Genomic DNA, 21,407 nt, shown 5'->3' on the forward strand with positions numbered 1-21,407 from the left:
AGCGGATTGCCGGTGCGGAAGTCACGAGAGAAAAGTCCATCAACGTTCCGGCCCACCTGTTCGACCGGGAACTGACCGGACGGACGATCTGGTATATCGAACGAAGGGGCAAACATTTGCTGTTTCATCTTGACAACGGCAAAAGGCTTTTGCTCCATTTGATGCTCGGCGGATGGATGCATTACGGTACGGAAGCGGACCGTCCGGATCGGACGGTTCAGGTCACGCTCCGTTTCGCGGACGGCAGCGAGCTGTATTTCATCGGTTTGCGGCTCGGTTATTTGCATTTGCTGACGGCCAAAGAAGCGGATGAGCGGCTGGCGAATCTCGGACCCGATCCGTTCGACAAGCGGCTTGCCGAGGAGCGGTTCCGCGAACGGTTCAAAGGCAGACGCGGAACGCTCAAGGCGGCGCTGGTCGATCAAACCGTACTGTCGGGAATCGGCAACTGCTATGCCGATGAAATTGCCTTTGCCGCTTCCGTAAGACCCGACGCGCGCATCCCGGAGCTTGCGCCCGACTCCTGGAACCGGCTGTACGCCGCGATGCGCAGCGTGCTGCGCGAGGCGGTGGAAGCCGGCGGCTATATGGAGCAGCCGTTGTTTGCCGGCGACAGTCTGACGGGCGGATTCAACGACCGCTGCAAGGTTTACGACCGTCCCGGCGAGCCTTGCTTCCGCTGCGGCGGAACGATCGTGCAGGAGCAGCTGTCGTCGCGAAAAGTATTTTACTGCCCGTCCTGCCAGAAGGACAGGTAAGCGGCCATGCGATTCGGCTGTCATCTGAGCATTCGCGGCGGCTATGCGGCCGCGCGCGCGCCGCTGCCGCTCTGGGGACGAAAGCGTTTCAGTATTTCCCGAAAAATCCCCGCAGCCTGGCGATCAAGACGTTCGATCGGCAGGACGCCCGCCGCTGCGCGGAGTTATGCATGGAGAGCGGTACCGTATCCGTCGCCCATACGCCGTATCCGACCAATTTGGCGGCTGATGACGAGAGACAGCGCGAACGCACCGTACTGTCGCTGCTGAACGATCTGGATATTGCGGACAGCTGCGGCTCCGTCGGCATTGTCGTCCATTTCGGCATTTACAAAGGAGCCGATCCGCTGCAAGGGTACCGGAACATTATCGAATGCATCGATCGCGTCACATCCCGGTGGACGGGGCGGGCGAAGCTGCTGCTGGAAAATCAGGCGGGGGACCACGCGTTTATGGGCACGACGTTCGAGGAACTGGCGCGCATCCGCGAGCTGTGCCGGAACCCGGAGCAAATCGGCTATTGCCTTGACAGCTGCCATCTGTTCGCCAGCGGCATGTGGAACGGGGAGCCGGACGGCGAATGGGCGGAAAAGGCGGACAAGCTCGGGATATGGCGTCTGATCGAGGCGGTTCACATGAACGACTCGGCTTATCCGGGCGGTTCCCGCCGGGACCGGCATGCGCCGCTTGGGAAAGGCCATATCGGCGAAGCCGGACTACGCTGGCTGTTCACGTTGCCGGTACTCCGCGGCGTCCCGTTTATTTTGGAGACGCCGCCGGATGCGGACGGCACACACCGCAGCCAGCTCGCCCTGCTCGCCCAATGGGGAGGAGAACGATGATTCACGTTTTTCTGGACGATTATCGAAGCTGTCCGAAAGGGTTCGTATTGGCGAGAAGCGCCGAAGAATGCATCATGCTGATCGACGACGGACCGATCGGCATTTTGTCGCTCGATTACGATCTCGGCTGGGGGCGTCCCACCGGGCTCGACGTCGCGCGCCATATGGTGGAAACCGGGCGTTATCCCCGGGAAATTTACCTGCATACGTCGAGCGAATCGGGACGCCGGCAAATGTATCATCTGCTCGCCGGGCACGTTCCCGACACGACCCGGCTTCATTACGGTCCGATGCCGCCGTCTCTTGCGGCCGGCCTACACGGACGAGATGGCAATATGACAATGGAATCGAGGGATGAATGAATGATCAGGATGAGCGGTCTGACGCTCCGGCGCGAAAACCGCGTCATATTGAACGGCGTCGATCTGCATATCGGAAAGGACGAGCACTGGGTCATTCTCGGACGCAACGGATCGGGAAAGACGACGCTGCTCGAAATGATGACCGGATATATGTTTCCGACTTCCGGCACGGTCGAGGTGCTCGGATACCGGTACGGCCAATGCGACGTCCGGGAAGTGCGCAAGCGGATCGGTTATATCAGCCAATCGCTTATCGAGAAGTTGACGCTGGCCGACCCGGTATGGGAAGTGGTCGCGACCGGCGAATACGCGTTTCTCCGGTTTTATCAGGACATTCCGTCCGAATTGAAGGACAAGGCCTGCTCCCTGCTCGGGGAGGTCGGATTGGGAGAGATGGCGGAACAGCCGTTCGGAACGCTGTCGCAGGGCGAGCGCAAAAAAGCGCTTCTGGCGCGCGCGCTGATGGCCGACCCGGCTTTGCTCATTATGGACGAACCGTGCGCCGGTCTCGACCTGTTCGAGCGCGAGAAGCTGCTCGCGCAGCTGGACCGTCTCGGCAGCCGGAACATGACGCTCGTATACGTCACGCATCATATGGAAGAGATCGTGCCGGTATTCACCCATGTCGCACTTATTCATAACGGATCATTGATCGCTGCCGGCCCGAAGCAAGACGTATTGACTCCCGAGCGGCTTGCCGCCGCATACGAGCTGCCGGTCGAGGTGGAATGGGCGTATGGCCGGCCGTGGCTGAAAGTGCCGTCCGGGGAGGAAGTGCGGAGGTGACGCGCTGGATCGGTACGGCCAACCAGGGCTACTCGCCTTACGCGATGGAAGAGCTGCGGCGTATGTTTCCCGGCGCTTCGTTCGAGCCGCTGGCGCCGGGCGAGACGTTTCTGGCCGAGCTGCCCCGGAAGCGGGAAGAGGTGACGCGGGAGCTTGAAGAACAGCCGCCCATTTTCCTCCGCCATATGCAGCCTGTCGAATTCACGCTTCCGGTTCGCGGGAATGCCGAAGATCTGACCGCGCTCGGGGAGCTCGTCAGAGCCGAAGCCCCGAGGCTTGCCGGCCGCACTGTCGCGGCGCATATCCGCAAAATGCCGGGGACGCCGTACCCGTACGCCGCGATCGATTCCAAAGAAGCGATCGACGCGGCGCTCGAAGAGGCCGGCGCCATCCCGCAGGTGCGGAATGCGGATTTGCTGTTCGCGGTCTACGCCGGCACGGCGGGGCTGTACGCCGGCATCGGCACCGCGCGCGAAATGCTTTCCGACTGGCCGGGCGGCGCCATCCGCTTTCAGCGCGAAGAGGGACAAATCTCCCGCGCGAAGTTCAAGCTGCTCGAAGCGGAACGCGTCTTCGGACTCGACTATGCTTCGTTCCGGCGGGCGCTCGACATCGGCGCCGCTCCGGGCGGATGGACGTCGCTGCTGCTGGAGCGCGGCCTTTCGGTGACGGCCGTCGATCCGGCCGAACTTCATCCGTCGCTCTTGAAGCACGAACGTCTCGTCTACGAACGCAAAACGCTTCAGAGGTCCGTTACGCGCCGGGCACCTTCGATTTGCTTGTCTGCGACATGAGCTGGAGTCCCGCGCTCATGAGCAAGCTGGTGCTCAATCTCGCCGATGCGCTGGCGGAAGGGGCGACGGCGATCGTGACGGTGAAGCTGATGCACCGCAAGCCGTTCCAGACGATTCGCGAAACGACGGCTAGACTGTCGCAGGCCTATCGGGTGCTGCGGGCCAAGCAGTTGTTTCACAACCGCGACGAAGTGACGCTGCATCTGGCCAGAAAGCTCTGACAAGCATGAGCGGGGAGGAGAGCGCGTTTGCCCGTCTTCAAATCGGTTTTGCCGAACATGCGGATCAAGCACAAAATGTTTTTGCTCGTGTCGTCCGTCGTCACGGCCGTCGGCATGCTTTCGCTGCTGCTTTTGCAGTACGCCCTTCGGGTGTACGAGGATGAAATCTATCAGCAGTCCGCAAAGGCGCTCAGCCTGACGTCGTTCGGCATCGAGAACGAGCTGAAGCGGATCGAGGAAATGTCGTACAACGTCGTCGTCGATCCGCTCATCCAGAAAAATCTGTCCGCGATCCGGGACGGCGCGGCCGAATACGAGCGATACGTCATCACGACGATGACGACGGAGCGGCTCGTGACGCTCGGCGCCCTGGAGAAGTATGTGCTGTCGCTCCATCTGTACGATGTGAACGGTCAGGAATATGCCGTCGGCTCCAAACGGGAAGCTTTGACGGATGCAAGAATGCGCGAAATTCGCGAAAAAGCGGTGATGCAGCAGGGCGGGGTGGCCTGGGTTCCGCCCGATCCGTCCGATTTCGCCCTGGCGGCCGGACGCGAAGTGCGCTCTGCCGTCAATTTGAGCCTGGATTTGCTCGGTTACCTCGCGGTTCGCGTTGATATGAAAGCGCTTTTTCGAAATTATGCCCAAGGAATGGATACCCGCCAATCGCAGTTTATGATATGGGGCGACGACGGCCGTCTCGTTTATCCCGAAGAGCCGCTGCACGATCCGTCCGAACTCGGCCCCGCTCCCGGCAACGGTCGGGGCTACCGGATAACCGACGTCGACGGCCGGCGTTATTTTGTAACCTATGTCAAATCGGCGCATATGGACTGGCATTATATGACGCTCATTCCGTACGACCATATATTTAAGCGCATTATGGACTTGCGCAAGCTGGTCGTCTTTGTGTTCGTTCTCGTCTTCATCGTGACGGCGTTCATCGCCATGCGGTTCGTCCGGTCGATTACCGGGCCGATCGAACGGCTGAACGCAAAGATGAAGCGGGTTCAGCTCGCCGGCTTCGAGGCGCAGGATATGGACGATGGCGACGAGATGATCGCGATGGACGAGGCGGGACAGATGCACCGGAATTTCCGGATGATGGTGGAGCGGATTCGTGAGCTGGTGAACGAAAACTACGTCAAGCAGCTGATGATCCGGGAGACGCAATTCAAGGCGCTGCAGGCGCAGATCAATCCGCATTTTCTGTACAACACGCTCGATTCGATCAACTGGTCGGCCAAAATGAACGGCCAGCGCCAAATTTCGCAAATGGTGGAATCGCTCGGCTTTTTGCTGCGCAGCTCGATCAGCCTGAAGGAGCCGCTCATTTCGCTGCGGCATGAGCTGGACATCGTCTCCCATTACGTTACGATCCAGCAAATCCGGTTCGAGGAACGGCTGGATTTTCGGCTGGACGTGCCGGAAGCGCTGACCGACGCGCAAATTCCGAAGCTGTCGATCCAGCCGCTCGTCGAAAACGCGGTGCATTACGGCGTCGAGCAAATGATCGGCACTTGCGTCATTCGGGTCTCCGCCCGGCTGGACGGAAGCGATTTGCTTGTATCGGTGGAAGATGACGGTCCCGGCATGGACGGCTCGTACCTTGCCCGGCTGAAGGCCGGCGAAGTGAAACCGAAAGGATCGGGACTCGGCATTGCGAATATCGACGAGCGGATCAGGCTGCTCTTTGGCGAACGGTACGGATTAACGGTGGAGAGCGAGCGGGGAAGCGGCACGCGGGTCCATCTCCGTTTCCCGTACAAGAAGGAGGGATCGTGACATGTACAACGTTTTGCTCGTCGACGACGAACGCATCATTTTGGACGGCATTTCCCATATCGTCGATTGGCGGTTGCACGGGACGGCGCTTGCGGGCACGGCGCGCAACGGCGTGGAAGCGCTGCTCATGATCGAGGCGGACAAACCCGACATCGTCATTACGGATATCCGCATGCCCGGGATGGACGGCCTGCAGCTGGTGGAGAAAGCGGCGGAGCAATATCCCGATATCGCTTTCATCATGCTGTCGGGCTTCGATGAGTTCGATTACGCGAGACGCGCGATGAGCTATGGGGTGAAGCATTATTTGCTGAAGCCGTGCAACGAGGCGGTGATCGGGCAGGCGCTCGACGAAGTGAGGGAAGAGCTGGACAGACGCCGGAGCCGCGAACAATTTTTGCGCAATATGGAGACGGAATTGATGAAAGTGCTGCCGCACGCGAAGGAGCAGTTTCTGAAGGAGCTCGTCACGAACAAAACGTACCGGCGAAGCGATTGGGACGATTACGGTCAGCTGTTCGGCATGCCGATCGAAATCCAGCAGGTGCGTCTTCTGCTCATTCAACTGGAAGGGATGTACGACTACGAGCATCTCTTCGCTTTCAAAAACATTGCGGAATATGAGCTCGGGCACGACGTGCTGCTGCTTAGCACGACGATCGGCAAGCATGTCCTGCTGCTGGTGAAGGAACCGCCCGTACCGGAAAAGCTGTTTGCGCAAATCGTTTCGGTGAAGCGCAAATTTGTCGAGCTGTACAAAATCGACGCGACGATCGCGATCAGCGAGGCGGGCGACATTACCGGCGTCCGCCATATGTACCGGGAAACGCAGGAATGCCTGAACTACCGCTTCTATCTCGGCGAAGGCAGCATTATCACGAAGCGGGATATCGCCCGCGACGACGCGGGAACCCGGGCGAACTTCACGATCGACGAGGAACGGCTGTGCATGATGATACGCTCCGGCGACTGGGCCGACGTCGAGGCCGAGCTCGATGCCGTGTTTGATTCGCTGGCGGATATGCGGATGGATATGGCGATGGCCAAGTCTTATCTGATTCCGCTGTTCGTCGCCATTGCGCGGCAGAGCGGCGACGCCGGCGAGATGAACCGTTACCTGCAATCGATCGCCAGGATGGACTCGCTCCAGACGCTGCAGTCGCTCCGCTCGTTCATAACGGAGACGGCGCGGAATATTACGTCGGACAACTACAAGGCGCTGCGCAACAGGCATTCCACCATTATCGGCAAAATGATCGGCGTTATCGAAGAAAATCTCGGAAATCCGGAACTGTCGCTCAACTGGGTAGCCAACGAAATTTTGTACATGAATGCGGATTACCTGGGGAAGTTGTTTAAAAAAAGAAACGGGAGAAAAGTTTTCCCATTATGTGATGAAAGCGCGAATCCGCAAAGCGACCGACATATTGGAACGAACGGACGATGTGAAAGTGTTCGAGCTCGCCGAAATGCTCGGATTCGGGGACAACCCCCAATACTTCAGTCAAGTGTTCAAAAAATATACCGGCTGCACGCCTTCCGAATACAAGAGATCGCCATGACGCGATCTCTGTTTTTTAAACAAAGAAAGCGGTTATTTGGATTCCGGTCACAATTGGGCTCCTTCTATAATCGACTTGTAAGCGGTTATCTTTTTATAGCAGAAAGGGGACTGGAAATTGTGAGACGTACGACAAAAGCGCTTGCGGCGCTCGCCGCGTCCGCGCTTCTCCTTAGCGCCTGCGGACAGCCGTCCGAACAGGAAGGCGTGACCGGAGACGGCGGGGGCGCGGGAGGGCCGAAGGATGTGACGCTTCGCGTCCCTGGTGGGGCGGGCAGCCGCGTCACGATTACACGCTCAAAGTCATTGAAAAGTATGAGGAGCTGAATCCGCATGTGACGATCGAGCCGGAATACGCGGCGTTCGACGATTACTGGAAGAAGCTGTCGCCGCAAGCGGCCGCCAACCGGCTGCCCGACGTATTTCAGATGGATATTTCGTATATCAGCCAATATGGCAGCAAGGGCCAGCTGGAAGATTTGACCCCTTACCTGGACGTGCAAATCAAGGTCGACGATATCGACGAAAATGTGCTGAATTCGGGTAAAATCGGCGACAGCCTGTACGGCATCACAGCCGGCGTCAATGCGCTCGGCTTCCATTACGATCCCGCGCTGCTGAAGAAAGCCGGCATCGACTCGTTCCCCGAGCAATATGACTGGGACGACTATGTCGAGATGGCGATGAAGGCGAAGGACGCCGGGCTGTATTTCGACACCGGCATGCGGGCGGAAATTTTCTTCGGCTACTTCCTGCGTCAGCACGGCGAAACGCTTTACAATGCGGAGGGCAATGCGCTCGGCTACGAGGACGACGCACTCTTTGTCGAATATTTCGGACGTTTGGCCGAGCTTGTAAAAGCGAAAGCGGTTCCGACTCCCGACATGCTGGCGCAAGTGAAAGGTCCGGAAGACGATCCGGTCGTGAAAGAGCAGGCGGTCGGCATCTGGCAATGGTCGAACCAATTCGTCGCCCTGCAGCAAATTGCGAACCGGCCGCTTGAAATCGGCCGCATGATGGGGCCGGACATGGAGAAAGGGCTGTACCTCCAGCCGAGCATGTTCTGGTCGATCAGCAAAAACTCGAAAGTAAAGGAAGAAGCGGCAAAGTTTATCGACTTTTTGACGAACAGCCTCGACGCGCACAAGCTGATTCTCGGAGAGCGCGGCGTTCCGATTTCGGCCGCTGTCAAGGAAGGCATCAAAGCCGATCTGACGCCCGCCCAACAGCAAGTATTCGAGTATGTCGCCTGGGCCGAGAAGAACAGCTCGCCGATCGATCCGCCGGCGCCGTCGGGGCGGCCGAAGTGATGGCCGCATTGAAAAATTACAACGAGCAGCTCCAGTTCGGCCAAATTACGGCCGAAGAGGCAGCCAAGAGATTCAGAGAGGAAGCGAGCGCCGTACTTGGGAAGAACAAGTAGCGATTCGGGATGGCGGCGGGGCCGGCCACCGGCCGCCGTCCGCCTCCCGGCGCGCCCGGCCCTTTCCGACAGGAGTGGATGGATAGATGAAATCCGGCGTATGGAAACAAACGTTGACCGGTTATACGTTTATCGGACCGTTTATTATCGGCTTTCTTGCCTTTACTTTGATCCCGGTATTCACGTCGCTTTATTTGTCTTTTACGGACTATGATCTTTTTCCGCTCCTTCGTGGATCGGATTCGACAATTACCGGCATATGTTTCTGGAAGATCCGAAGTTCTGGACTTCGCTCCGGGTCACTTTTCTGTACGTATTCATCGGCGTCCCGCTGCGGCTTGCGTTCGCCTTGTTCGTCGCGATGATTCTCAACACCGCGTCGAAGGCGGTCGGGGTTTACCGTACCGTCTATTATTTGCCTTCCATCATCGGCGGAAGCGTGGCCGTATCGATTATGTGGCGCAACATTTTCGGTGACGAGGGCATCATCAACCGGCTGTTGAACGCGCTCGGCTTCGACAGCATCCGCTGGTTCGGCGATCCCGACGCGGCGCTCGCCATGCTGATCTCGCTTTCGGTCTGGCAGTTCGGTTCTTCGATGCTCATTTTTCTGGCCGGTCTCAAGAACATCCCCGGCGAAATGTACGAGGCGAGCAGCGTCGACGGTGCGGGCCCGGTTATCCGCTTCTTCAAGATTACGCTGCCGCTGCTCAGTCCGATCATTTTGTTCAATACGATTATGCAGACGATCGGGGCTTTCATGACGTTCGTGCCGGCTTATATTATTTCCAAAGGCGAAGGCGGTCCGCTTGACGGCACGCTGATGTACTCGCTGTATCTGTTCAGGCAGGCGTTCATCTACAACAACATGGGATACGCTTCGGCGATGGCGTGGATTATGCTGATTATCGTCGCCGTGCTGACGGCCCTCGTCTTCAAAACGTCGAAATTCTGGGTCCATTATGAATCGGGAGGGCGCTGACGGATGAAGGGGAAATCGCTGAAATGGCCTGTCTATCACCTCGTTGTCGGCGGTTTGGCGCTGCTGCTGCTGTACCCGGTCATTTGGCTCTTGATGAGCTCGTTCAAAGTGAGCAATACGATTTTTACGACGGCGCACCGGCTGCTGCCGGACCCGTGGACATGGGAAAACTACAAAATCGGCTGGCAAGGCATCGGAGGTCAAACGTTCGCCGACTTCATGATGAACTCGCTGGAAATCGTCGTGCTGTCGACGATCGGCGCCGTGTTCTCGTCGGCGTTCATCGCCTTCGGCTTCGCCCGGCTGAAATTCGCGGGCCGCTCGTTCTGGTTCGGCGTGATGCTGGTGACGCTTATGCTGCCGCATGACGTCGTGCTCGTGCCGCAATACGTCATTTTCTCGAAGCTCGATTGGCTGAATTCGATCAAACCGATCGTCGTGCCGCAATATTTCGGCATCCCGTTCTTTATTTTGCTCGTCCAGTTTATCCGCACGATTCCGTCGGAGCTGGACGAGGCGGCGACGATCGACGGCTGCGGGAAGTTCCGCCTCTTCTTCCGGATCATTCTCCCGCTCGTTGCGCCCGCGCTCGCTACGGCGTCGATCTTCTCCTTCTATTGGCGATGGGAGGATTTGCTCGGACCGGTGCTCTATCTGAACAGTCCGAGCCTGTATCCGGTGTCGATGGGGCTGAAAATGTTCCTCGACAGCGAAACGATCTCGAACTGGGGCGCGATGTTCGCGATGTCGATCGTGACGCTGCTGCCGGTATTGGCCGTATTCTTCATGTTTCAGAAATATATTGTAGAAGGGATCAGCACAAGCGGATTGAAGTGATCCGCCGATGAACAGGAGGAGGGACAGGAGATGCCGCAACTTGTCTATGACGAAAATGAAATTCGCGAAACGATCGACCGGATCGTGGACCGCACGTTCCGGATGGATTTCGGTTGGGACTGGCCGGGAGGTGTCGCCTTTTACGGCGTTTGCGAAGCGTTCGAGGCGACCGGCAACGGCCAATATATGGAGCTGCTGCAGCAGTGGGTGGACGAGAAGCTGGAAGACGGGCTGCCGAAGCTGTCCGTCAACGGCGTGTCGATCGGCCATTCCTTGATTACGCTGTACAAATCGACCGGGGACAGCAAGTATCTGGACATCGCCGTCCGGATGGCCGACTATTTGCTCCATGACGCCGAGCGGTTCGGCGATGATGTGCTGCAGCATACGGTCAACTCGGAGAAAGATGTGTTTCCGGAGCAGGCGTGGGTCGATACGATGATGATGGCCGGCTATTTTCTGCTTCGGATGGGCCGTCTGCTCGACCGGTCCGATTATCGGGATTTCGGCCTCAAGCAATATCACGGCCACGAAGAGCTGCTGCAGGACCCGGTGACGAATCTGTACTATCACGGCTGGGACAACGTCGCGAAAAATCATATGTCGGCCGTCTATTGGGCGAGAGGCAATGCGTGGGCGGCGCTCACGATGGCCAGGGCGCTGCGGGAAATCGAAGTGCAGCATCCGTCCTATATGATCATCGAAGGGTCGCTGCGCGACCAGCTGAGCGCGCTCGTCCGTCTGCAGTCGGACGAAGGGCTGTGGCATACGGTGCTGAACGATAAGGAGTCGTATTTGGAGACGTCGGCGTCGGCCGGCATCGCGGCAAGTCTGTTCGCGTTCGGCACGCTGTACAACAAGTACATTCAGAAATCGATCGGCGGGCTGCTGAAGCAAGTGACCGCTGACGGCGCGGTGCTGAACGTATCGGCCGGCACCGCCGTCATGCACGATACGGAAGGCTACAAGAACGTATCCCGCAAGCGGATTCAGGGATGGGGGCAAGGGTTGGCGCTCGCCTTCTTCGCGGAATTGCTGAAATCGAAAAACCGCGTATATCATTGAACGAGAACATCTAAACGCAGGCTCCATGCCTGTCGCCGGTCCGGCGGCAGGCATGGAGCTTTTTTGTACAGGCGTAACGCCCATAATCATGATCTCACAACGCGGGCGGGCGCCGCTGCGATCCGGTCTGCCAAGGACGGGTGATGAGCTGCGGATTATATACGTAACGGCACGGGGCGGCTTACGATGGGAGAGAAAACCATTCCCAAGCGATAAGGAGGTCCCATGAAACGATGAGAAAGATGTGGAAAAAAACGGCCGTATGGCTTTGTACCGTGTTCGTTCTCGGCGCTCTGCTCGCCGCATGCGGTTCGGATGACGGGAGAACGCCTTCGAACGGAGACACGGCAAGCCGGGGCGAAGCGGGAGAAAGCGGTGAAGGGACGGCAAAGCCAGAACCGTTCCAGCTCAAGATTATGACCAACCTGCATACGCCGGAGGTGCCGCACGACGAAATCGAGAAATTGCTGGAAGAGAAGACGAACACGCAGCTCGACATTCAATGGGTGCCGGACGGAAGCTACGAAGAGAAGCTGAATGCTTCGTTTGCCACCGGATCGCTGCCCCAGGCCGTTTACATGAAAAACCAGGCGACCTATATCATATTCCGCGACGCGATACGCAACGGGCAGTTTTGGGAAATCGGCCCCTATCTGAACGAATATCCGAATCTGTCCCGGCTCGATGAGAACGTGCTGAAGAACACGGCCGTCGACGGGAAAATTTACGGTCTGTATCAGGAGCGGCCGCTTTCCCGGCAGGGTGTCATCTACCGCAAGGACTGGGCGGACAAGCTCGGCATACCGGAGCCTGAGACGATCGACGATCTGTACAACATGATGAAGAAATTTACCGAAGAAGATCCGGACGGAAACAACAAGCGCGACACGATCGGCTTGACCGACCGGAGCGATCTCATATACGGCGCCTTCAAGACGGTCGCGTCCTATTTCGGCACCCCGAACAACTGGAGCTTGAACGGCGATCGATTGGAACCGGAATTTATGCATCCCGGTTATATGGAAACGATGAAATTTTTCAAACGGCTGTACGACGAAGGGCTGATCAACAAAGATTTTCCGGTTACAAGCAAGGACGATCAGCAGAACCTGATCATTACGGGCAGGGCGGGGGTCTATATCGGTTCCATGCCGGATGTGCAGAGCCTGCATGCGAAGACGGCGGAGATCGATCCGGACGCGGAATACGACGTCGTAAACCGGATTGCGGGACCGGACGGCGCCGCCGGGGTCTGGTCGATTCCCGGCTACGGCAATATCGTGCTGTTCCCGAAGTCCGCCGTCAAAAGCGAAGAGGAGCTGAAGCAGATTCTGTCCTTCTTCGATCAGCTGATGTCTCCCGAGCTGGCCAATCTGGTGAAATGGGGCATCGAAGGCAAGCATTATACGCTGGAGAACGGGCTGGTCGTCAAAAACAGCGACACGAAAATGACCGACCGCGAGCAGAAGCCTTACGAAATTTTGCAAATTGGCGGTGAAAGCACCATCGACATGCTGAAGGCGTACCATCCGCTGCCTGTAAAGGCGAAGGCCGAGGAGCTGGTGCTCGACAATAACGAAATCTTGATCCACGATCCCGCCGCCGCTCTCGATTCCGCGACGATGGGCGAGAAAGGCATAGAGCTGCAGCAAATGATAACCGACGCCACCTATAATTTCATTCTCGGCCAGCTGGATGAAGCGGGCTTTGCCAAGGAGATCGAACGGTGGAAAAAGCAGGGCGGCGAGCAGATGATGACGGAGCTGGCGGAATCGTATCAGCAGTCCCAAAAGTAGCCGGTTATAGCCCCGCGAAAGGAAGTTGCACGCTATGAATGACGAGTTGATTCGCCGCATCGTTCGCAACAGGGCCGTCTATTTGATGATATTGCCGGGATTTCTGTATTTTATCATCTTCAAATATGTACCGATGTGGGGACTGGTTATTTCCTTTCAGGACTACCGGCCCTATGAAGGCATATTCGGCAGCGAATGGGTCGGCTTCAAGCATTACGAGCGGCTGTTCACCGATCCTCTGTTCTGGCGCATATTCCGCAATACGATCATGCTGTTCGGATTGAATCTGCTATTTTACTTTCCGCTGCCGATTATCCTTGCCGTCATGCTGAACGAAGTCCGCCTGGCGGCCTTCAAGCGGTTCGTTCAGACGGCGGTATACATCCCCCATTTTATGTCATGGGTGATCATCGTCTCGATCTCCTTCGTCATGCTGACGATGGACGGCGGCATCGTGAACGAAGGACTCGCCTCGCTCGGCCTGGAGAAGCAAAATTTCCTGCTGAACAAAAATTGGCTGCGTCCGATGTATATTTTGCAGGTCATATGGCGGGAGGCCGGCTGGGGCACGATCGTTTATCTGGCCGCGATTGCGGCGATCGACCCGCAGCTGTATGAGGCGGCGCGGATGGACGGCGCCGGACGGTTCCGGCAAATCTGGCATATTACGCTTCCGTCGATCCGCAGCGTCATCGTCGTTCTGCTTATTCTGAAGATCGGCGATGTGCTGGAGCTCGGCTTCGAGCATGTGTACCTGCTGCTCAATTCGATGAACCGCGAGGTGGGCGAAATCTTCGACACCTTCGTCTACACGGCCGGCCTGAGACAGGGCCAGTTCAGCTTCAGCACGGCGGTCGGCTTTTTCAAGTCGTTCGTCGGCCTGCTTCTCGTCATCATAGCCAACTGGCTCGCGAAGAAATTCGGCGAAGAAGGCGTATATTAGGGGAAACGGAGGGAACGGACTTGGTGCAAGACCGAACATTCGGCAGCCGGCTGTTCGATACAGTCAATTACGCTTTGCTGCTCCTGATCGCGCTGATGGCGGTGCTACCGTTCGTTCACGTCATCGCCGGATCGTTCACCACGGTCGGCGAGCTGGCCCGGAAGCGGTTTGTCCTGTTTCCGACCGAGTTTTCGCTCGACGCTTACCGGTACATTTTTCGACGAACGTCATTTTCCGCAGTCTCGGCGTTTCGGTCGGCGTGACGGCGTTCGGAACGCTGTTCAGCATGCTGCTGTCCTGTCTGATGGCATACGGGCTGTCGCGCAAGGACGTGCCCGGCCGGCGGATCATCATGTTCATGGTCGTCTTCACGATGCTGTTCAGCGGCGGCATGATCCCGACATTTATCGTCGTGAAGGCGCTCGGATTGATCGATTCCTATCTGGCGCTTGTCGTGCCGTCGGCCATTAACGCATTCAATCTCATCATTTTGCGCAGCTTCTTCCTTAATCTCCCGGACGGTCTGGAGGAATCGGCGAAGATCGACGGATGCAGCGATTGGGGCATTCTGTTTCGCATCGTCATCCCCTTGTCGATGCCGGCCATCGCGACGGTCTCGCTGTTCTACGCGGTCACCTGCTGGAATACGTATTTGCCGGCCATTCTATATCTGGACAGCGCGGAGAAGTGGCCGGTTCAGGTGCTGCTCCGGCAGATCGTCATCCTGGCCAGCGGGATATCGGCGGATACCTCCGGCTTCGCAGACGACTTCATCACGCCGCCCGATCAGACGATCAAGATGGCTGTCATAGTCGTGGCGACCGTTCCGGTGCTGCTGGTATATCCGTTTTTGCAAAATATTTTGACAAAGGCGCGCTTCTCGGGTCGATCAAAGGATAGCGGCATCCGTTATGACGAAGCGGGCAAGCAAGCTCTGGGAGAGGAGACGAAGCAAGACATGAAAAAACAGTCTGCCGATACGAAGCATGTGAACGCGGCGGCGGAATCCGTATGCCCGCCTCTCAAATGGGCTGCGGCCGCATGCGATTCCTTGATGAACCGGTATCAGCCGCTGGAGCTGCCGCCAGCGAACCGGTGGCATTATCACCAGGGGGTATTTCTTGCAGGCATGCTCGAGGTGTGGAAGGAGACCGGCGACGACCGGTATGTGGAATATGTCCGGGAATATGCGGACGGCCTGATCGATCCGCACGGCAATCTGTACATGCGGCGGGACGAGCTGGACGCCATCCAGGCGGGACTGCTGCTGCTGGAGATGGACGAGCGGTACGGCGCCGAAGACGGGCGCTACCGCATCGCGGCCGCCAAGCTGCGGGGGCTGTTCGATACGCTGAACCGGACGAGCGAGGGCGGCTTCTGGCACAAGGATAAATATCCATACCAGATGTGGTTGGACGGCCTGTACATGGGCGGCGTATTTGCGGTCCGCTACGGTATGCGGTACGGCGAACCCGGCCTGGCGGATATGGCGGTTCGCCAGGAGCGCCTTATGCGCTCCCATATGAAGGACGAACGGACCGGACTGTATTTTCATGCCTGGGACGAGAAACGGCAGATGCCGTGGGCGGATCCGGCAACCGGCTGTTCGCCCGAGCTGTGGGGCCGCTCGCTAGGCTGGTACGGGCTGGCGCTGACTGACTTCCTGGAAGCGCTGCCGGACGATCATCCGTCACGGGAAGAGCTCTCCCGGGTGCTGGGCGAATTCGTTCACGCGCTCGTCCGCTTCCAGCACCGGGAAAGCGGTCTGTGGTTTCAGGTGGTCGACAGGGGCGACCGGCCCGACAATTGGCTGGAGACATCCTGTTCGAGTCTGTTCGTCTGCGCGATGGCCCGGGCGGTACGGTTCGGCTGCGCCGGCGCGCCCGTATGGGAAGCGGCGCAGGCCGGCTACGAAGGCTTGCTGCGCATCCTGAAGGCCGACGAGCATGGACTGGTCGTGCCGGCGATCTGCATCGGCACGTCGGCCGGCGACTATGGCCACTACGTATCGCGGCCGGCCGTCGATAATGATCTGCACGGCGTCGGCGCCTTTGTGCTGGCGTGCAAGGCGGTGCATGATGCGATGAAGCCGTAGCCGCCGCGCAGCCGGAAACGGGAGAAAGGGCGCTTTCAGGCGCCGTACGTCTCCCGGTACTTTCCGGGCGTAACGCCTTCCATCTTGCGGAAGGAACGGATAAAGTTCTGGGCATTGTTGTACCGCAGCTTCTCCGAAATTTCCTTGACCGACATTTCCGTTTCGGTGAGCCACCTGACGGCGATGCGGTGCCGGTGCCTGGCCAAATATTCGCTGAAGGAGATGCCGGTTTCCTTCCGGAAGACGCCGCTGATGTAATTCGGATTGTAATGCAGCCTTGCGGCAATCCCTTCGAGCGTAATGTCCCGGTCGAATTCCTCGTGAATGATGCGGATAATCCGTTCGGATATGTTCCGGTATTGGGAGGCGGTCCTTTCCTCGATCGCGCAGATCAGCGGTTCGATGATCGCCTCCCTGAACCAGCTCCGGATCTCCTTCGGCGACCGCAGGCGGAACAGGTGATCGAACAACGAAGGATTGTCGGCGAACTCCACATAATGGATGCCCAAAGAATGCGACAGATGAATCAGGTCGATCAGCATGCGCGCCGTCCACAGCTCGAAGTCATGCGGTCCGAGACGTTGACGGAACAGATGCCCGAACAGTTCGTTCAGCACTTCGTCGGTCTTGCGCCTGTCCGCCAGCTTGATCGCGTCGTTCAGCTCGCTCTGCAGATGAGCGGGAAAGTAAGTGGCAAGCGCATATTTTTGCGGCAGATCGCGATAGAAGACGATCGCGCTGTCGCCAAGCCGGATTCGGTGCTTCAAGGCTTCCAACGCCTCCAGCAGCGCATTGTTCGCATTGGCGGGCTCCGTATGCACGCCGCTGATGCCGAAGCTGACCGACAGCTGGAGCACCTGGCGGATGGCTGCCTGCACGGTCGCGGCCTTCTTGTTCAGCGCTTCGAGAAACGTATCGCGGTCCGTCTCCTGCCGGTTGACGACGAGCGTAACCTGAGACTGATCGAGAATAACAGGGGTGAAGCGTTCATCCGCCGGTATGATCTCCTCCACAATATTGTTCACGGCGAACAGCAGCAGATCGACGTCTTTTGGTTCATAAGGGGTGCCGTCCAGCGTATCGATGCGCAAGGCGGCGACGGCATAACCGCCTGACGGGACCGGGTAGCCGAGCGAGACGATCCGTTCGCGGAGCGCGTGCCGGCCAAGCGCATGACCGCCCTGAACGAGCTTCATCGTGAACAGCGCCTTCACCTGCTCCGCCTGAGCTTCTATCCGCTCCTTCAGCTCGGTCTTCTCTTGCACGACACGCCGGATCTGTTCGGCCAGATAGGTGAAGTCGTCCGTTTCCCTCTTCTCCCGGGAAGGGAAAACTGGGACGCCAGCTGAAGCAGCCGGCCGACCGGACGATACAGCCGGTGCGAGCCGATCCAGGTAGCGAGCAGCGCGAGCAGCAGCAACGCCAGGCAGATCAGGCCGGTGAACCAGCCGATGGAACGGGAATCTTTCGTCAACTCCTTCACGGATATGATGGATACGTAGGTCCATCCGTTGTAATCGGACTTGCGGAAGGTAACCGAATATTCGCCTTCTTTCAATACCGTTCTGAACTGGTCATGAACGGATGCCGAGCGGCCGATCTCCCGGTACAGAATGGGGTAGGCCGTCTCCGGGAGCAGGCCGGCATTCTCGTGAAGGACGGTCCTGCCCCGATCGTCGAGAATGAGCACCGTCTCGCTGCTCTTGTCGTACGAGATGAGCTCGGTTATGGTGCACGAAGGGATGCTTGCCATAGCCAGCCCGTGCTTGCCGGCCGATGTGAGCGGCAGCTTCTTGACCAAATTGAACTGGACGCCGCACCGCTTTGCGGAAGGGACCGGTACGGCCGCCTCCTCCGGCGTCTCGGCAAGCCAAAGCGAGTCGGCGGTGTTCGCGAAATAATCGAGCAGCTTGTCCCGATCGGCAATCTCATGCAATCGGTAGAGGCCGGAGTTGTCGATATACCAGTCTTTCGCCGTACTGAGCAATATGAAGTTTTCGATCCCGGTGTCAAAAGTCTGCAGATGATTGACTTCTTTCCGGATTTGATTAAATAATTGAAATTGATCGACCGTAAGCGGTTCCAACATGGTTGACTTCAATAAAGCGGAGTTGACAAAGTACGTCATGGAATGATCGACAGTCTTCATCAACTGCTCGACATTCGTCTGAATCTGCCGCAGCTGCTGCAGCTTGCTGTCATGGGCTTGCCGCTGGATCGTATCGGACGTCTTCATATAAGAGAATAAGCCGACGATGACGACCGGCAGCGCGCTGATCAGCAGACCGAACAGCAGCATGCGTATGAAGTACGAATTCGACTTTTTGCTCATGCGAACCTCCCGCATCTTCTGCATCGCGACATCGACCGGCGGCCGGAAGGGCCAGCCGGATTCGAAAACGCTTTCTTTATATGCAGTATACCAAAAGTTCCCCGATGCAGGGGAGAAGGACGGTGATCTGAAATGACGAATTGGGGGAAAATGCTGATCTGGTCAACCGCTATTCTGGCTGCTGCCGCCGTTGTCGCGGCGATGGCCGCTATCTACCCGGGCAGGTTGCCGGATTCCGCCGCGAATGATGCCGCCGGCGTCGGATCGGAGCCGGTCTTGTCATGGACCGCCATTCTGTACACGGACGCTCCGCCTGATGACACCGTCCTCCGCGAGATCGAACGCAGGACGAACACCCGCCTTGCCATTACATGGGTGCCGGATAATGTGAAGGAGGAAAAAATCGACATCGCGCTTGCCACCAACCGCCTGACGGACATTTTTACCGTTCAAAATTTGCGCAGCACGGCCTTTCTTAAAGCGGTCAGAGCGGGAAGCTTCTGGGAGATCGGCCCCTATCTGCAGGACTATCCCAATCTGTCGCGGATGTCGCCCGACATTCTCCGCAATATCGCGATCGACGGCAAAATATACGGCATATACAGGGAGCGCGACTTATCGCGTCAAGGGGTCATCTACCGCGAGGACTGGCTGGCAGCGCTGGGGCTGGCCGCTCCGTCAACGACCGGGGAGCTGTACGAGGTGATGAGAGCTTTCACCGAGGACGATCCGGACGGCAACGGCAAGCGGGACACCTACGGGCTGGCCGACCGCAACGACCTGAAATACGGAGCGTTCAAGACGCTGTCCTCCTATTTCAATACGCCCAATGAATGGGGGGAGCGGAACGGGAAGCTGCTGCCCGAATTTATGTTCGACGGCTATCTCGAAACGATGCGCTTTATGCGCAGCCTGTACGAGAACGGACTGATGAACGCGGAGTTCGCCATTACGAGCAAGCAGCGGCAATGGGCGGAATTTACGGAAGGCCGGGCAGGCATCTATATCGGCAATCTCGACGACGCCCGCAATCTGTATGCAGCCGCGGCGAAGCTCAATCCCGGCGTAAAGGTGAATATGACAAACCGGATCGCCGGACCCGACGGACGCCATCATGTCTGGTCGCATGCCGGCCATAACGGCATGTTCGTGTTTCCCAAATCGGCCGTGCGGACGGAAACGGAGCTCAAGGAGATTCTCGCTTTCTTCGACCGGCTGTCCGAGCCGGACATGTACAATTTGCTCAATTACGGCATCGAAGGCGTTCATTACCGGGTCGTTGACGGCCAATACGTCGAATTTCTGAAAGGCGCTTCGGAGCTGAAAGAGCGGGAGGTGAGGCCGCTTGTATCGCTGATGGGAATGGGGAAGCCTTCCCTGAAGCCCTATGGGGATCCGCTCAAGGCGCGAAGCGATGCGCTGAACGAGGACAACCTGTCGATTGCCGTTCGTAACCCCGCTGCGGCGCTTGAATCCGAAACGCTGAGCAATCAGGGCGAGGAACTGCGAAGCTTGATCGAGGAGGCAACGTATCTGTTTATTCTTGGCAAGCTTGATGAAGACGGCTTTCGGGAAGCGGTCGACCGCTGGCGCTCTGCCGGAGGGGATCGGGCGATCCGCGAAATCAACGAGGCGCATGCCGCTGCCCGAGGTTACGAAACGAACGGGTTCGGGCTTTTCCATTAGGAGAATCTGTTATATAATACATAAATAAGAACCGGGCAAGCACGCATTTTACGCGAGCGTAGCCCCGATATCGGTTAACGGGAAAGCATCCCGCCTGCATCAGCGCCATTCGGCGCAGCCGGCGGGGTGCTTGTTTTTTGCGTAAATCCGGATTAACGGAAAAGGAGCGGATGATCGTGACGGTATGGCGGAAGGACAACCCGGAAACAGCGTATCTGACGGAAGGGGCGTGGAGCGAAGAAGCGAAGGCGTGGACCGTCGGTTCGGTCATTGGCGGCCGTTACCGGATCGTCGCCCCGATCGGCAAGGGCGGGATGGGGACGGTCTACGCGGCGGAGGACTTGCGCCTGAACGGCAAGCTCCGCGCGCTCAAGGTAACGGTTGCGCCCCCGGAGGAGCGCGACAGATTCGCCGAGGAAGCTTGGATGCTGATGCGGCTCAGCCATCCGAATTTGCCGGCGATTACCGATTATTATCCGCCTGACGAGCAGGGGCGGGAAGCGATCGTCATGGATTTCATAGAAGGCGAGACGCTGGCGGAACGCCACCGGGCGAACGGAAACCGGATGCCGTTCGCGGAATCGGTCGCCATCGCGCTCCAGCTGTGCAGCGCGCTCTCCTATATGCACGGGCAGTCGCCGCCCATCATCCATCGCGATCTGAAGCCGTCCAACGTCATGATCGACCGCTCCGGCCATGTCCGGCTGATCGACTTCGGCATCGCCCGGCTGTTCAAGCAAGGCAGCCGTCAGGATACGTTCCTGCTTGGGACGCCGGGCTTCGCGGCGCCGGAACAGGAGGGCGACGGGCAGAGCGATGCGCGTACGGATATTTACGGTCTGGGCGCACTGCTTCATTATTTGCTGTACGGTACCGCCGTTCGCCGCCAGGACCGTTCGTCCGCGGCATTGCCGCCGCTTCAGCCGGATGCGCCCGATCAATTCCGGGACGTGCTCCGGAAGCTGCTCGAGCCCCGACCGGAGCGCCGGTATCCGACGATGGCCGCCGCCGGCGAGGCGATCCGGGCGGCAGCGGGTGCGGCTGTGCCGCCCGCCTGGGGCAAGGCGGAGCCGTATTCGCCGGCACGCACACGGGGACCGCTGGTCGCGATCGCTTCGCTCACACCGGGCGCAGGCGCT

Annotated in this window: 15 protein-coding genes and 5 pseudogenes; 18 read left to right on the top strand and 2 right to left on the bottom strand. The window is 58.3% G+C overall.

Translation table 11 applies throughout. The annotated features are described in order from the left end of the window. Positions 1-38: 38 nt before the first annotated feature. From PACILC2_RS07990 to PACILC2_RS08060, 16 genes and pseudogenes are all read left to right on the top strand, one after another. A complete protein-coding gene (locus PACILC2_RS07990; protein WP_307860448.1) occupies positions 39-758 on the top strand; it encodes an Fpg/Nei family DNA glycosylase in 720 nt (239 codons plus the stop codon). Continuing rightward, positions 671-1,600 (top strand): deoxyribonuclease IV, encoded by a 930-nt coding sequence (locus PACILC2_RS07995; protein ID WP_307860442.1) that lies wholly within the window; start codon positions 671-673, stop codon positions 1,598-1,600. Before PACILC2_RS07990 ends, PACILC2_RS07995 begins: the two co-directional genes overlap by 88 nt. Further along, a complete protein-coding gene (locus PACILC2_RS08000; protein WP_213528480.1) occupies positions 1,597-1,962 on the top strand; it encodes a cyclic-phosphate processing receiver domain-containing protein in 366 nt (121 codons plus the stop codon). The genes PACILC2_RS07995 and PACILC2_RS08000 overlap by 4 nt, the downstream gene beginning before the upstream one ends. Beyond that, positions 1,963-2,748: an ABC transporter ATP-binding protein gene (locus PACILC2_RS08005; RefSeq protein ID WP_062492917.1), complete on the top strand. Its 786-nt coding sequence runs from the start codon at positions 1,963-1,965 to the stop codon at positions 2,746-2,748. Then, complete coding sequence (locus tag PACILC2_RS08010; protein ID WP_307860444.1) at positions 2,745-3,542, top strand: SAM-dependent methyltransferase; 798 nt, start codon at positions 2,745-2,747, stop codon at positions 3,540-3,542. The genes PACILC2_RS08005 and PACILC2_RS08010 overlap by 4 nt, the downstream gene beginning before the upstream one ends. Before the next feature lie 17 nt (positions 3,543-3,559). Beyond that, positions 3,560-3,763 (top strand): hypothetical protein, encoded by a 204-nt coding sequence (locus PACILC2_RS28515; protein ID WP_307860445.1) that lies wholly within the window; start codon positions 3,560-3,562, stop codon positions 3,761-3,763. Between the two features lie 27 nt (positions 3,764-3,790). Beyond that, positions 3,791-5,548, top strand: coding sequence for a cache domain-containing sensor histidine kinase (locus PACILC2_RS08015; RefSeq protein ID WP_213528481.1), 1,758 nt, complete (start codon positions 3,791-3,793; stop codon positions 5,546-5,548). Between the two features lies 1 nt (position 5,549). Beyond that, positions 5,550-5,837, top strand: a pseudogene (locus tag PACILC2_RS28520) (response regulator); the annotation flags it as partial. Positions 5,838-7,226: 1,389 nt separating this feature from the next. Then, a pseudogene (locus PACILC2_RS08025) lies at positions 7,227-8,532 on the top strand (ABC transporter substrate-binding protein). Between the two features lie 86 nt (positions 8,533-8,618). Further along, positions 8,619-9,514: pseudogene (locus PACILC2_RS08030) on the top strand (carbohydrate ABC transporter permease). A 3-nt stretch (positions 9,515-9,517) separates the two neighbouring features. Beyond that, entirely contained in the window at positions 9,518-10,351 is an 834-nt protein-coding gene (locus PACILC2_RS08035; protein WP_213528482.1) for a carbohydrate ABC transporter permease, read from the top strand. A gap of 30 nt (positions 10,352-10,381) precedes the next feature. Further along, positions 10,382-11,416 carry a glycoside hydrolase family 88/105 protein gene (locus tag PACILC2_RS08040; protein ID WP_062492921.1) on the top strand — a complete coding sequence of 345 codons (1,035 nt, stop codon included), beginning with the start codon at positions 10,382-10,384 and terminating at the stop codon, positions 11,414-11,416. Positions 11,417-11,658: 242 nt separating this feature from the next. Beyond that, positions 11,659-13,212 (top strand): extracellular solute-binding protein, encoded by a 1,554-nt coding sequence (locus PACILC2_RS08045; RefSeq protein ID WP_213528491.1) that lies wholly within the window; start codon positions 11,659-11,661, stop codon positions 13,210-13,212. Between the two features lie 34 nt (positions 13,213-13,246). Continuing rightward, entirely contained in the window at positions 13,247-14,155 is a 909-nt protein-coding gene (locus tag PACILC2_RS08050) for an ABC transporter permease (protein WP_062492922.1), read from the top strand. A 20-nt stretch (positions 14,156-14,175) separates the two neighbouring features. Beyond that, positions 14,176-15,055 (top strand): annotated as a pseudogene (locus PACILC2_RS08055) (carbohydrate ABC transporter permease). 58 nt (positions 15,056-15,113) lie between these two features. Beyond that, on the top strand, positions 15,114-16,250 hold the full coding sequence (locus PACILC2_RS08060) for a glycoside hydrolase family 88/105 protein (RefSeq protein WP_213528483.1): 1,137 nt from the start codon (positions 15,114-15,116) through the stop codon (positions 16,248-16,250). A 35-nt stretch (positions 16,251-16,285) separates the two neighbouring features. On the opposite strand, the gene PACILC2_RS08065 is transcribed toward PACILC2_RS08060, so the two are convergent. Then, a complete protein-coding gene (locus PACILC2_RS08065; protein ID WP_213528484.1) occupies positions 16,286-17,515 on the bottom strand; it encodes a helix-turn-helix domain-containing protein in 1,230 nt (409 codons plus the stop codon). Beyond that, positions 17,494-18,582, bottom strand: coding sequence for a cache domain-containing protein (locus tag PACILC2_RS08070; protein ID WP_213528485.1), 1,089 nt, complete (start codon positions 18,580-18,582; stop codon positions 17,494-17,496). The genes PACILC2_RS08065 and PACILC2_RS08070 overlap by 22 nt, the downstream gene beginning before the upstream one ends. A gap of 132 nt (positions 18,583-18,714) precedes the next feature. Between PACILC2_RS08070 and PACILC2_RS08075 the strand changes: the two genes are divergently transcribed. Further along, positions 18,715-20,268 carry an extracellular solute-binding protein gene (locus PACILC2_RS08075; protein WP_244863352.1) on the top strand — a complete coding sequence of 518 codons (1,554 nt, stop codon included), beginning with the start codon at positions 18,715-18,717 and terminating at the stop codon, positions 20,266-20,268. A gap of 170 nt (positions 20,269-20,438) precedes the next feature. Beyond that, positions 20,439-21,251 (top strand): annotated as a pseudogene (locus PACILC2_RS26580) (serine/threonine-protein kinase); the annotation flags it as partial. Positions 21,252-21,407: the final 156 nt, after the last annotated feature.

It is taken from the genome of Paenibacillus cisolokensis, assembly GCF_018403665.1.
In the GTDB taxonomy this organism is placed as follows: Bacteria; Bacillota; Bacilli; order Paenibacillales; family Paenibacillaceae; genus Paenibacillus_AH; species Paenibacillus_AH cisolokensis.

Bases quoted from the DNA above. Each gene is read 5' to 3' on its own strand.
- PACILC2_RS08000 (WP_213528480.1), top strand. From the start codon at position 1,597: ATGATTCACGTTTTTCTGGACGATTATCGAAGCTGTCCGAAAGGGTTC.
- PACILC2_RS08005 (WP_062492917.1), top strand. From the start codon at position 1,963: ATGATCAGGATGAGCGGTCTGACGCTCCGGCGCGAAAACCGCGTCATA.
- PACILC2_RS28515 (WP_307860445.1), top strand. From the start codon at position 3,560: ATGAGCAAGCTGGTGCTCAATCTCGCCGATGCGCTGGCGGAAGGGGCG.
- PACILC2_RS08035 (WP_213528482.1), top strand. From the start codon at position 9,518: ATGAAGGGGAAATCGCTGAAATGGCCTGTCTATCACCTCGTTGTCGGC.
- PACILC2_RS08040 (WP_062492921.1), top strand. From the start codon at position 10,382: ATGCCGCAACTTGTCTATGACGAAAATGAAATTCGCGAAACGATCGAC.
- PACILC2_RS08045 (WP_213528491.1), top strand. From the start codon at position 11,659: ATGTGGAAAAAAACGGCCGTATGGCTTTGTACCGTGTTCGTTCTCGGC.
- PACILC2_RS08050 (WP_062492922.1), top strand. From the start codon at position 13,247: ATGAATGACGAGTTGATTCGCCGCATCGTTCGCAACAGGGCCGTCTAT.
- PACILC2_RS08060 (WP_213528483.1), top strand. From the start codon at position 15,114: ATGAAAAAACAGTCTGCCGATACGAAGCATGTGAACGCGGCGGCGGAA.
- PACILC2_RS08070 (WP_213528485.1), bottom strand. From the start codon at position 18,582: ATGAGCAAAAAGTCGAATTCGTACTTCATACGCATGCTGCTGTTCGGT.
- PACILC2_RS08075 (WP_244863352.1), top strand. From the start codon at position 18,715: ATGACGAATTGGGGGAAAATGCTGATCTGGTCAACCGCTATTCTGGCT.